Raw genomic sequence first — 13154 nt, 5'->3', positions numbered from 1 at the left:
CATGCTCACCTGGATCAAACTGGCTGTCCGGAATCTCTTCCGCAACGCGCGCCGCTCCCTCTTCACGATCCTGGCGATTGCACTTGGCTTCGTGGCCGTGAACGTGCTGGGCGGATTCATGGTCTACATCTTCAACAACCTGCAGGAAAATTACATCTACGGCGAGGCAAACGGACACCTCACCATCTTCAAGACCGGATTCCTCGACAAGGGGAAGCTGGACCCGACGCGCTACCTGCTCACCGCGGACCAGTTGAGGACCGTCGAGGGCGTGACTGCACGCCACCCCGAAGTCCTCGTCAACACGGCGCAGCTGGGCGTGTCCGGCCTGTTGAGCAACGGCGAAGTCTCGACGATCTTCATCGGCACGGGCCGCGTACCGTCCGATGTCGAGAAAATCAGGAAATACGCCAACGCGACCCAAAAGCGCATCCGGCAGTACGACGGCCAACCGCTGGCGGACGATGACGTCAATGGCATCGGCGTCAGCCATGGCCTTGCCAAGGCCCTGAATCTGCCGCTCGGCGCCACCGCGGTGGCGATGTCGCCGACTGTGAGCGGCCAGATCAATGCCCTCGACGCCAGGCTCGTGCAACTCATCGATTCGCCTGTCGAGGTGCTCGATGACAAGCTCACCATCGTACCGCTCGGGTTCGCCCAGAGCCTGTACGACACGCACAGCGTCGATCGGGTCACGCTGCTGCTCGACCGGGACACCGATGTCGAAGCGTTCCGGACGATCCTGGCGCAGGAGTTGCGGCGATCCGGCCTCGACGTCGACATCCGGACGTGGGCCGAGCTGTCGCCCTTCTACACCAAGACGAAAAAGATGTTCGACGTGATCTTCGTCGTCAGCTTCGTCATCGTCTTCATGATCGTCGTGATGAGCGTGGTGAACACGTTCACCATGGCGGTCATGGAGCGCACCCGCGAGATCGGCACGCTGCGCGCACTGGGCGTCAAGCGCCGCCGGATCGTCGGGCTGTTCTCGATGGAAAGCGTCGTGCTGGGCGGCTTCGGATCGCTGCTGGGCATCGCGCTGACGCTGCTCGTCGTCACGTCGGTGAGCTGGCTGGAGCCGACGTGGATACCGCCCCAGATGGCGCGCCGCGTGCCGCTGCAAATCTACCTGGTCCCCACGTACTGGGTATTCAGCACGCTCATGCTGATGCTGTTGTCCACCGTTGCTGCGATCCTGCCGGCCCGCAAGGCCGCGCGCATGCCCATCCCGAATGCGCTGGGCTATGCCTGAAGAACGAGGAGATTGCGATGACTGCACCGTACCTGACCCGATGGACTCGGCCGGCCATGGCACTGGCGATCTTCCTGTCGCTGCCGTATCCCGGTCGCGCCGAGCCCTCTTCCACCGACATCCTGAGGGCGGCGGACGAAGCGCGCGGCAATGTGGATGGCCTCGCCTGGCGGGTCGCCATCGAATCGTCCGAGAACGACAGGGTCAAGGACCGGCTGGTCTACGACATCAAGGTCCGTGCCTTCGATTTCGCCGGTGTCAGCCTGGAGCCGCCCAAGTACAGGGGCAACAAGATCCTCATGCTCAACACGAACATGTGGTTCTACAAGCCGGGCCTCAGCAGGCCCGTACCGATCTCGCAGCGCCAGAAGCTGATGGGCGACGCGGCGTATGGCGATATCGCGGCCACCAACTATGCCGACAACTACTCGGCCACGCGGCTCCCCGACGAACTTGTCAACGGCGAGGAGTGCTACGTCTTCGACCTGAAAGCCAATATCGACAAGGTGACGTACGACCGCATCACCTATTGGGTTTCGAAAAAACGCCTGCTCGGGATCAAGGCCGAATACTTCACCGTATCGGGCAAGAAATTCAAATCCGCCTGGATGGATTACGCCAATACCGTCAAGGTCAACGGCAACACCCGTCCGTTCCTGTCCCGGATCACCTTGCGGGGGGAATTGATGAACACGGAGGTGACTTACCTGAAACTCGCCAATCCACACATCGAAGCAATACCTGACTACGTCTTCAACCTGAATCTCTTCATGCGATGAGGCTAACGATGCGAAAACGGCTTTCCCTATGTGTAGTGGGCCTGGGTTTGTCCTGGTCGGCATATGCCGCGCCGGAGTCTTCGACTCTGGCCCAGGAAATCAGTGATGGATTTTATTCGCGCATCAACGGCCTTGCTTACGGGCTCTATCAGGATACGCTCTCCTCGCCGCTAAACCCGAACAACAGCCTGGGCATTGCAAGCAACCAGGCCGCGTTCCAGTTCCGCCCCGATTTCAACCTGAAGCTGCGCGCATTCGAATTCGACCTGCGGCCGCGCTTTTACTGGACGCGCTCGCGTATCGACTATCCCGGCATGTCCCCTGACCGGAAGATCGAGCACAAGGTGTTCCTGAACGAGGGATCGATCCGCTTCCGTCCGCACGACCGATTGACGCTGAGCTATGGCCGGGAAAACCTGCAGTGGGGGCCCTCCTCGCTCGTGTCGCCATCGAATCCGTTCAATGCCAACAACGGCAAGAACAACCCGAACCTCGAACAGCCGGGGCTGGACTATGCCCGCGCCGTCTACGTCGCGAGTTCCGCCGTTACCGTTTCGCTCATCGACAACACCGGCAAGGGCCGTCTCGATCCGATCAATCGCTATCGCAAGGCACGCGCCGTCAAGCTGGACTTCACTGGCGACAAGACCTACTTTTCGTTGATCGGATCGAAAGCGAGCGGCGAAGGGAGTCGCATTGGCGGTTTCGCCGGATGGAACGTGTCGGACGCGCTGTTGCTGCATGCGGAAGCCAGTGCCGGGCGCAAGTCGAACGGCCCAGGGGTCGCGCCGCGCAACCGGCAGTTGCTTACCGGCGCTTCGTACACCCTGGAAAGCGGCCCGACACTGACAGCCGAGTATTTCTTCAACAAGGATGGCTGCCCCGACGCGCCGATCCAGACGTGCCTGCAGCGCCGGGGCGCATTGCTCGATCCCGTCCTTCCGCTGGCGCGGCGCCGCTACGCGATGCTGCAATTCCTCGACACGAAAATCGCCGGCAAACTCAATCTGACTGCGCGCTATATCCGCAATCTCGATGACGTTTCATCCCAGTTCATCGTCAACGCGGAATACGAACTGGGCGACCATTTGCAGTTATTGGTCGTGCCGGCGCATTACCGCGGGGCGGCGAACAGCGAATTCGGCAGCCTGCTGCACAGATCGGTATTCGTGGGCGCGTCCTACACGTATTAGCGTCTTGCAGAACCATAGGGAGACCATGATGGAATCGACACGCACGTTTGCCATCGTCACGATGGGCAGCGGAGATTACCTCGGCTCGACCGTACGGGACCTGGCACTGGCCAATGCGCTATGGCGGCGCGGCCACAAGGTCGTGATCTACTGGATGATGGAAGTGAACGCCGAACTCGCCGACCCCGGCATCGCGCACCGCATGCTGTGTCATGGCACGCGCTACCATTTCGCGACGCCGTCCGGATTCCTCGACCAGTGCGTGGGCCGTCTGTTGTTCCTGTTGCCGCGACGCCTGCGCGTACGCACGATTCAGGCGCGCAGCGGTTATGTTGACCGACTGCTGCGCAACCTGATCCATGCGCTCTACGGCCGCCCCGGAGGAGACCGGGGCCTTGCACGGCGTCTGCAACGCCTTCTCGCACGCGATGGGGCCAGCCATGTGTTGATGAGTTTCGCGGCGCTCGGCCCCCTGGCCCTTGCGGCGCAACGGATGAGCACGCACGAGTTCGACTACCTGCTGACATTCCAGGGGGACGAGCAGTTCGCCGCGCATGCTAAACAGTTGGGGCTGCTCGACGAGTTCCACCGCCTGCTCAACGAGGCCATCCGTGCTTCCGCCTGGCCATCCGTCGTCGTCAGTGCCGACTACGCGGACCGGATCGTCGCGGAGATGGACGTGCCGCGAGACTCGCTCGCGGTCGTGTACAACGGCATCGTGCAAACCGAGCGCAAGGTCAAACATTCGTTCGCGAGCCTGAAGTCGGCCTTTCCAGGCTTGTCGCCGCATTATCCGATCGTCGCCTATGTCGGACGCCAGGACGCCGAGAAAGGCATCGATCTGCTGCTCTACGCAGCCCGGCTGCTGGCCAGGCGGAACACGGCGATGCAACTCGTCATCTGCGGCTCGACGGCGAAAGGCGGCACCTACCGCAAGGTGTTGGACGATCTGTCCACCCATCTCGATCTGAAGGTCTTTCACGCGGGTTCGATTTCAATCGAAACACGCGACGCGTTGTACGCGCACAGCCATTGCGTGGTCTGTCCATCCGTCAATCGCGAGCCGTTCGGCCTCGTCGTTGCCGAAGCAATGAGCCATGGTGCCCCCGTACTGGTGCCCGACTATGGCGGCATCGGCGAAGTCATCCGCGACGGCGAGAAAATGGGCGGCCTCCTGTTCAAGGCGTGGGACAGCGGCGATCTCGCCACCCAGCTCGAACGCCTGCTGCTGGACCGCCCGTTGCACCGCCGCCTTGCAGGCAATACCAGGGCCATCGCCAAGCGCTTCACGGTCGACAATATGGTCGACGCCGTGCTGAATTTGCTCGAGACCGCGACCAGGAAAACGGGCGCCTCCGCGGCCGCACGTGATGCGGTGACCGAACCCTGAGGTGGGCGACCCGCCGACCTTGGAAAAGATCGTCAGGTCCTGCTGCCCTGCGGTCAGGTTCACGGTCGCGCTGACGGTTGTCCAGGTCTGCCAGCCGCCCGTGTTCGGCCACACCCACACGGTGCGGTCCTGGTAGGCCGGCGTCGTCCACAGTTCGGCCGGACCGGTGCAGCCGTCGTGCTGCTCCTTCTCCCCGGCCTGGCCGCCGGCCGCGCCGTGCAGGTCGAGGATCACGTAGATGCCGCGCCGCTCCGCCTGGGCAATCGCTTCGTCCAGGTAGTGCCACGCATCGGCGCGCAGACTCCCCGGATGCCGCTCGTCTTCCACGAGCGTGTGGATGAACGGCAGGCGCACCACGTTTACGCCGAACTGCGCGAGCTGGTCCCAGTCGGCCGGCTGCATCCAGTTGTCGCGAAACAGCTTGAACAGGCGGTCGCGCTCCGCGTAGCCGAAGCGCTTGTCCAGCACCCCTCCAGCCTGCATTGCGTGTCGACGCCGTTCGACCCCTGCCCCATCATCCAGAATTCGTTGATCAGCCAGTTGCCGATGTTGGCGCCCTTCAGGTGGATCTCGGTGCCGCCGGCCGTGACCCATTTCGCGCCTGCGCGCGGATCATCTGCGCCGCTTGCGTGATCGGCACCGCGGGTCCCGGCTCGACCGGGTGCGCCGTGGGCGGCGGCGTCGTGGCGGCCGGTGGGACCGGGGCCGCGGCCGGCGGCACGGCCGCGCCCCCGCCGGCGCTTCCGCAACCGGAGAACAGGACGAGTGCGCCGAGTGCCGCTGTCGTGAGTCGCATGGTCATGTCCTCACAGGCGGTAGTTCAGGCCCAGCAGCACCTGGCGGCCATAGGTCGTGTAGCGCTCGGGCGCATAGGCGCCGCTCGCGAACGGGCTGCCCTGCTTCGTCTGGTACGGCGAGTTGTTCAGGTTATTCACCTGCAGCAGGATCGACAGGCCTTTCAGGCTGCCCTGCTCGAACGCGTAGCCGGCCTGGAAGTCGATCTGCTTCTCCGCCAGGATCTCGCTGAAGGAGCGCAGCGCGAACAGGCCCGTGACTTCGCCGCGGAACGCGGAGCGGTAGCGCTGGCTGACGCGCGCCGAGAAGCCGTTCTTTTCATAGAACAGCGTCACGTTCGACACGCTGCCCGACAGGCCCGGCAGCTTCTCGCTCGTGCCCGGACCGTTCGGGTGGATCGACGACGCCGTGAGCGAATAGCTGCCGAGGATGCCGAAGCCGTCCAGCGCACGCCACAGCAGCCCGCCTTCGAGGGAGCCGGACAGTTCGAGGCCCTTGACCATGCCACCCTGGCCGTTGGCGGGACGGTTCATCGTGCCGATATTGCTGATCGGGACCGTCTTCGATTGCGTCGGGAAGCCCGTGAAATCGTACGCCGTCTGCTGGTTGTAGATGTAGTTGGTCAGGTTTTTATAGAACGCGGCGACGGCGACGTAGCTGCTCCTGGCGAAGTAGTTTTCGAGCGACAGGTCGAACGCGCGGGCGCGCCACGGTTCCAGCGTCGGATTGCCGCCGCTGCCGCTCCAGTCGCGCGTGGTGTCGCTGATGCCGCCCGACGCGCCGGCGCGCATGTCCTGCATTTGCGGACGCGCCACCGTCTTCGCGGCGCCGAAGCGCAGCGCGGTGCGGTCGACGAAGTGGCTCAGGTCGAAGTTCAGGTTCAGGCTGGGCAGCACGTCCCGGTAGTCGCTGCCGCCGTGCAGCCGCGTGATCTTGTCGCCGTCCACCGCGAGGCCGTCCGATCCCTGCTTCACGCCGATCACCTGCACACCCAGGTTGCCGCGCACGGGGACGGGACCGAGGTCGGTGTCGATGCCCAGCTTGGCGTAGCCGGTGGTGACCTTCTCTTCCACGCTCCAGTTCTGGATCGCGAGGTCGGCGCTGCGCGCGGCCTGCTGGTCGTAGTACCTGGCCAGCACGCCCAGCGTGTCGTACGTGAGCACGGCCGGGATGCCCGCGAACGACAGCGACGTGGAAGGCTTGACCAGGTCCGGCGACACCGACACCGGCGCGTGGTTATTCTTCAGGAAGTAGTAGTTGTTGATGTCCGAGTGCTTCTTGTCGCGCTTCGAGTAATTCAGGCCGCCCTCGACATAGCTGAACATGCCGGCCAGGCTGCGCTTCGCCGAGACTTTCAGGGAGCCCAGCGTGTCGTCGACCTTCGGACGGTGCATGTCCGCATCCTTGCCCCAGCCGCCGACGTCGGTCAGCTTGACGAGGGCCGGGTTCGTGAAATCCACGCTCGGCGTGAATCTGGGGATGCCGTCTTCGACCGGGATCCTGAACTGGAAATTGTTGTCCGTGATGCCCGACCCGGCCGGGCCGAGGCCGGCGTAGGTTTCCAGCACCTGCTCGTGGCGCCTGGCCTGCGAGTACGACAGGTCGCCGATGAATTCCCATTCACCCGTCCGGTACTTGTTGTTCCAGCCGAGCGCGCTCAACGTGTCCTTGCGGGTGTTGTAGTCGTTGCGGGCGATCGGTTCCAGGTTCACCAGCGTCCCGCCCGTGAGGAGCTTCACGTTGCCGATCGTCTCGATCTGCGTATCGCGGTAGGTCACCGCGCTCCACTGGTGCGAGTTCCACATCATGCCGCGCATGATTTCCGTCTGGTCGAATTGCGAATAGTACAGGTCGAGCGTGCTGCGGAATGCACGCGAAGGCTTGTAGTCCAGCACGGCCATCAGGCCGTCGCGCACCTGCTTGCGCGAGGTCGCCGTGACTTCCGCGCCTTTCAGGGCCACTACGTCGGCATTCCCGGGCGGCAGGTTGTTCTGGTCGCCCCACCACCAGGCCTTGTATTCCTTCTGCTGGCCCGGCGAATTCAGGTGCGCGAAGCCGACGGCGACACCCAGCGTGTTGTTCATGAACTGGTCGATGTAGGCGAAGCTGACGCGCTGGCCCCAGGCCGACGATTCGTCGTTCAGCTTGCCGTTGCCGTTGCGTTCGCCGCGCACGTTGAACGCCAGGGCGCGCTCGCGGCGGTCGAGCGGACGCACGGTCTGCAGGTCCACCGTGCCCGACAGCCCCTGCCCCACGAGCGACGCATCCGGCGTCTTGTACACGGTGACGCCGTTGATCAGCTCGGACGGATACTGGTCGTATTCGGCGCCGCGGTTATTGCTCGTGCTGACCAGTTCGCGCCCGTTCATCAAGGTGCCGGCGAAGTCCGGCGACAGGCCGCGCAACGAGATCACCTGGGCGCGGCCCGCCACGCGCTGGGCCGTGAGACCCGGCAGGCGCGCGATCGATTCGGCGATCGACACGTCCGGCAGCTTGCCGATGTCCTCGGCCGTGATCGCTTCGACGATGGAATCGGATTCGCGCTTGATGGCCATCGAACTCTCGATGCTGCCGCGGATGCCGGTGACGACCACGGTGTTCGCGGTGGCGTCTTCCATGGTTTGCGCGGCGGCTGCGCCACCCCACAGCAGCGCGGCGCAGGCGGCGGCGATCGGGGTGATGGTCAGGATGCGTTGCTGGGGGCGGACTTTGCCGGGTCGGTGCATGGTGTCTCCTCGTTGTTTGAACTAATGTGATCCTGGAAGCGCCTCCATCCGCGCGAATGGAAACGTTGCCACTTCATGACGCACGCTGGACGCGATTCGGTCGTCTTCCTCTTGCGACGCGTACGATCAGCCGTGTGCGACTGCCAAATTGGAAACGTTGCCAAATGCGATGAAAAAAATTTGGAAACGTTGCCAAATTCAGGGGCATTGTCTGCTGAGAATGAATCCAATGTCAATACTTGTGTGTGATCGGATAACAACAGCAAGCGAGCAAAGAAAAAGCCCCTGCAATCAGGGGCTCTTCTCCACGCATTTACCTCGACCTGGCCCGCGCCGCATGCAGCTTGCGGTAACTGTCCATCAGGCGATGATGCCGGTCGAGCCCTTCCAGCTTCATGCTCGTCGGGGTCAAGCCGTGAAAGCGCACGCTGCCGTCGACCGAACCCAGCACCGCGTCCATGCGCGGATTGCCGTACATCCGGCGGAAATTGGTCACGTAGTCGTCCAGCTCCAGCTCGTCGTCCAGCACCACCTCCAGCACCACGTTCAGCGCTTGGTAGAACAGACGCCGCTCGACGGTGTTGTCGTTATATTGCAGGAAGGCGCCCACCAGTTCGTGCGCCTCCTCGAACTGCTGCAGCGCGAGATGGATCAGCAGCTTCAGCTCGAGGACCGTCAACTGGCCCCACTCCGTGTTCTCGTCGAACTCGATGCCGATCAGCGTGGCGATGTCCGAATACTCGTCCAGCTCATTGTTTTCCAGGCGATCCAGCAGCGCGGCCAGGGCGTCGTCGTCCAGGCGGTGCAGGTTCAGGATATCTGCGCGGAACAGCAGCGCCTTGTTGGTGTTGTCCCAGACGAGATCCTCGACGGGATAGATTTCCGAAAAGCCGGGCACGAGGATCCGGCACGCCGTGGCGCCCAGCTCGTCGTACACCGCCATGTACACTTCCTTGCCCATCTCCTCGAGAATCCCGAGCAGCGTCGCGGCTTCCTCGGCATTGGCGTTGTCGCCCTGCGCGGTGAAATCCCATTCGACGAAATCGTGGTCCGCTTTGGCACTGAAAAAGCGCCACGACACCACGCCGCTGGAATCGATGAAGTGCTCGACGAAATTGTACGGCTCGGTCACGGCTTCGCTGGCGAAGGTCGGCTGCGGCAGATCGTTCAGGCCCTCGAAACTGCGGCCCTGCAGCAGTTCGGTCAGGCTCCGCTCCAGCGCCACCTCGAAGCTCGGGTGCGCGCCGAACGAGGCAAATACGCCGCCCGTCCGCGGGTTCATCAGGGTCACGCACATGACGGGATAGGCGCCGCCCAGCGACGCATCCTTGACCAGCACGGGAAAGCCCTGCGCTTCCAGTTCCTGGATCCCGGCCACGATGCCCGGGTATTTCGCCAGCACTTCCTGCGGCACGTCCGGCAGCGCGATCTCGCCTTCCAGGATCTCGCGTTTCACCGCACGCTCGAAAATCTCCGACAGGCATTGCACCTGCGCTTCGGCGAGGGTATTCCCGGCGCTCATGCCATTGCTGGCGTAGAGGTTCTCGATCAGGTTGGACGGGAAATAGACCGTCTCGCCGTCGGATTGCCGCACGTAAGGCAGCGACACGATCCCGCGCGCGACGTTGCCCGAATTGGTGTCGACCAGATGCGAGCCGCGCAGTTCGCCTTCCGGGTCGTAGATGGCGCGGCAGTACGCATCGAGGATCTCGTCGGGCACCGCATCGTCGGGGCCGGGCTGGAACCAGCGCTCGTCCGGATAATGGACGAAGGCCGCGTTGGCGATTTCCTCGCCCCAGTAGCTGCCGGCATAGAAATGGTTATTGCTGATGCGCTCGATATACTCGCCCAGCGCGGACGCCAGTGCGCTTTCCTTGGTCGCGCCCTTCCCGTTGGTAAAACACATCGGCGAGTGCGCGTCGCGGATATGCAGCGACCACACGTTCGGCACGATGTTGCGCCAGGATGCGATTTCGATCTTGATGCCGAGGCCGGCCAGCAGCCCGGACATATTGGCGATGGTCTGTTCCAGCGGCAGGTCCTTGCCGGGAATATAGGTGGCCGCGTCGGCGGCAGGCTGCAACGTCAGCAACGCCTGCGCGTCGGCATCCAGGTTCTCGACTTCTTCGATCACGAACTCGGGCCCGGTCTGCACCACTTTTTTCACGGTACAGCGATCGATCGAACGCAGGATCCCCTGGCGGTCCTTCTCCGACATGTCCGGCGGCAGCTCGACCTGGATCTTGAAGATCTGCTTGTAACGGTTCTCCGGGTCGACGATGTTATTCTGCGACAGGCGAATATTGTCGGTGGGGATAGCGCGGGTGTTGCAGTACAACTTCACGAAGTACGCCGCGCACAGGGCCGACGAGGCCAGAAAATAATCGAACGGGCCCGGCGCCGAGCCATCGCCCTTGTAACGGATCGGCTGATCCGCGATGACCGTGAAGTCATCGAACTTGGCTTCCAGACGCAGCTTGTCGAGAAAGTTGACCTTGATTTCCATCGGAGATTCCTAGTATTTCAACACAAAGCCCCGTGAATACAGGGCTTTGCAGGGTAAGGCACGCATCTTACCCGATCCATTGCCCGCGGGCGAATGCAGGGCCTCGGAATGCATTGACACGAGCACGGAAATCGTACAGACTCGACAAGATGTTAGCGCTATTGGTTTGATGGTACAGAATGTTATAGACCTGCACCGACGGCGATGACACACCAAGACTATCCAAGGAGACTTGTATGAACACCAGTGCCGTCGAGAGCACGAGTACCATCCAGGAGGCGGAAAACACCCGCCTCATCGTCCTGATCAGCTGCGTCGCCACGATCGGCGGCTTCCTGTTCGGATTTGACAGCGGCGTCATCAACGGCACCGTCGACGGCCTGAAGCAGGCTTTCCATTCGACCGACGCCGAACTCGGCTTCGAAGTCGCGTCGATGCTGCTGGGCTGCGCGCTCGGCGCCTTCACCGCCGGCCGCCTGGGCGACCTCTGGGGCCGCCGGACCGTGCTGCTGATCTCGTCCGTGATGTTCCTGTTGTCGGCACTGGGCGCGGGCTTTGCAACGAGCTCGGTCATCTTCGTCGCCGCGCGCGTGCTGGGCGGCTTCGCGGTCGGCGCGGCCAGCGTGATGTCGCCGGCGTACATCGCCGAAGTGGCATCGGCCCGCTACCGCGGCCGGCTGGCGACGGTCCAGCAGATCGCCATCATCAGCGGCCTGTTCTGCGCCTTCCTGAGCAACTATTTCTTGGCACACGCGGCCGGCGCCTCGACCGGCGTGCTGTGGCTGGGCCAGGAGGCATGGCGCTGGATGTTCTGGATGATGGCGATTCCGTCCGTGCTGTTCCTGCTGCTGCTGCTGACGATCCCGGAAAGCCCGCGCTTCCTCGTCGCCAAGAAGCGCAAGGACGAAGCACTGGCCGTGCTGCAACGCCTGTACGGCGCAGCCTCGGCCCGCGCGAAGTTCGCCGCAATCGACGTGTCGCTGGCCGAAGACCACCACCGTCCGCGCCTGTCGGACCTGGTCAACAAGACGACCGGCAAGCTGCGCCCGATCGTGTGGGTCGGCATCGGCCTGGCGACGTTCCAGCAGCTGGTCGGCATCAACGTGGTGTTCTATTACGGCGCGGTGCTGTGGCAGGCCGTGGGCTTTTCCGAAAGCGATGCCCTGCTGATCAACGTCCTGTCGGGCGGCCTGAGCATCGGCGCCTGCATCGTCACGGTATTCCTGATCGACCGCATCGGCCGCAAACCCCTGCTGTGGATCGGCTCGGCCGGCATGGCGGTGACGCTCGGCATCGTGACGTTCGCCTTTGCCAGCGCCTCGCTCGACGCGAACGGCAAGCTGGCCCTGTCCGGCACGATGGGCGTGGTCGCCCTGGCCGCGGCGAATATCTACGTGATCTTCTTCAACATTTCCTGGGGTCCGGTGATGTGGGTCATGCTGGGCGAGATGTTCCCGAACCAGATCCGCGGCTCGGGCCTGGCGGTCGCCGGCGCGGCCCAATGGACGTCCAACTTCCTGATCACGGTGACCTTCCCGATGCTGCTCGCGAGCATCGGCCTGGCGGGCGCTTACGGCCTGTACACCGTGGCCGCAGTGATCTCGGTCTATTTCGTGCTGCGCTACGTGCATGAAACGCGCGGCAAGGAACTGGAGCAGATGGAAGGCTGATCGCGCGCGGTAGCCCCCAACCAAAAGGTCGTTGATGAGCGCATCCGCATCATCAACGACCTTTCGTTTTTTCCGGGACTACTTGAAGCGATCGAAGAAGGCCTTGGACTCCTGCGCCGAAAAACCGGGGTACCAGTGGCCACCCGTCTCGGTGCCGCACCAGACCACGGGCTTGCCGCTGTCGCAGCCCTGGTACTCCACGCAGCCGTTACTCCCGACGGGCACTGTGGCGGCACTGCAGCTATTGCGCTTGAGGAAAACATCGCGCGCCTCCATCCCCGCCGAGTACGGCACGGTGTTATCGTCCTTGGCGTGGATGAACAGCGCCGCCACCTTGTAGGAAGAACCGGCACAGCCGCTCCAGAGCGAACCGGCCATGGGCACGATCGCCCGCACCACGTCGCCCATCTGGCATCCGATGGCGTTGGACATCATGCCGCCAAAGCTGAAGCCGGTAGCAAAGACACGCCGAGGGTCGGTGCACGTGCCCTGCTGGACGTCGCCGATCATGGCGCGCAGGAAGCGAATGTCGCGGTCGCCAGTGTTGGCCCACCCCTTGTCCAGGCCCTGCGGGGCAATAAAGATCGCATTGTCGCCGTACAAATTCTTCAGACCAAAAAAGCCGCTCCAACCGTAGACATCGGCAGCGCTGCCATCGCGCCAGTGCAGCCCGATGATCACGGGATAGGCCTTGTTGCGGTCATAGGTGGCCGGTAGTTCGATCCAGTAGCTGCGCTCGGTACCGTCGCTGGTGAGCGAATGCATGCCGGTGGTCAACTTGGAACCGCTGCCGCAGCCCGCGGTGCTCACAGGCGGCACGGCGACGGGAGGTGCGGATGGCGA

9 protein-coding genes and 1 pseudogene are annotated in these 13154 nt (G+C 63.3%); 5 read left to right on the top strand and 5 right to left on the bottom strand.

The genetic code is table 11. The features are described from left to right. The first annotated feature begins 1 nt into the window (after position 1). From ACL58G_RS17065 to ACL58G_RS17050, 4 genes are read left to right on the top strand one after another with little or no spacing between them, the layout of a single operon-like run. Positions 2-1252: an ABC transporter permease gene (locus ACL58G_RS17065; protein WP_413340222.1), complete on the top strand. Its 1251-nt coding sequence runs from the start codon at positions 2-4 to the stop codon at positions 1250-1252. Between the two features lie 17 nt (positions 1253-1269). Then, a complete protein-coding gene (locus tag ACL58G_RS17060) occupies positions 1270-2031 on the top strand; it encodes an outer membrane lipoprotein-sorting protein (RefSeq protein ID WP_440962544.1) in 762 nt (253 codons plus the stop codon). Positions 2032-2039: 8 nt separating this feature from the next. After that, the gene (locus ACL58G_RS17055; RefSeq protein ID WP_440962543.1) at positions 2040-3224 is read left to right on the top strand and encodes a hypothetical protein; all 1185 of its coding nucleotides are present in this window, start codon (positions 2040-2042) and stop codon (positions 3222-3224) included. Positions 3225-3249: 25 nt separating this feature from the next. After that, complete coding sequence (locus ACL58G_RS17050; protein WP_440962542.1) at positions 3250-4614, top strand: glycosyltransferase family 4 protein; 1365 nt, start codon at positions 3250-3252, stop codon at positions 4612-4614. 66 nt (positions 4615-4680) lie between these two features. On the opposite strand, the pseudogene ACL58G_RS17045 reads toward ACL58G_RS17050, so the two are convergent. The 4 genes and pseudogenes from ACL58G_RS17045 to ACL58G_RS17030 all read right to left on the bottom strand — a co-directional run. Beyond that, positions 4681-5016 (bottom strand): annotated as a pseudogene (locus ACL58G_RS17045) (cellulase family glycosylhydrolase); the annotation flags it as partial. A gap of 157 nt (positions 5017-5173) precedes the next feature. Further along, entirely contained in the window at positions 5174-5410 is a 237-nt protein-coding gene (locus tag ACL58G_RS17040) for a hypothetical protein (protein WP_440962541.1), read from the bottom strand. 10 nt (positions 5411-5420) lie between these two features. Continuing rightward, a complete protein-coding gene (locus ACL58G_RS17035) occupies positions 5421-8135 on the bottom strand; it encodes a TonB-dependent receptor (RefSeq protein ID WP_440962540.1) in 2715 nt (904 codons plus the stop codon). Positions 8136-8448: 313 nt separating this feature from the next. Next, entirely contained in the window at positions 8449-10641 is a 2193-nt protein-coding gene (locus ACL58G_RS17030) for an OsmC domain/YcaO domain-containing protein (RefSeq protein WP_413385605.1), read from the bottom strand. Positions 10642-10877: 236 nt separating this feature from the next. Here ACL58G_RS17030 and ACL58G_RS17025 point away from each other — a divergent pair, with 236 nt between their 5' ends. Beyond that, positions 10878-12311 carry a sugar porter family MFS transporter gene (locus tag ACL58G_RS17025; RefSeq protein WP_413385604.1) on the top strand — a complete coding sequence of 478 codons (1434 nt, stop codon included), beginning with the start codon at positions 10878-10880 and terminating at the stop codon, positions 12309-12311. Between the two features lie 78 nt (positions 12312-12389). Here the strand turns inward: ACL58G_RS17025 and ACL58G_RS17020 are convergent, their stop codons facing one another. After that, entirely contained in the window at positions 12390-13076 is a 687-nt protein-coding gene (locus ACL58G_RS17020) for an alpha/beta hydrolase family esterase (protein ID WP_413385603.1), read from the bottom strand. Positions 13077-13154 lie beyond the last annotated feature (78 nt).

This window comes from Massilia sp. GER05 (assembly GCF_052056005.1).
GTDB lineage: Bacteria > Pseudomonadota > Gammaproteobacteria > Burkholderiales > Burkholderiaceae_D > Telluria > Telluria orientalis.
The sequence above is the reverse complement of the archived record's forward strand: the minus strand, read 5'-3'. Positions and strand labels throughout refer to the sequence as shown.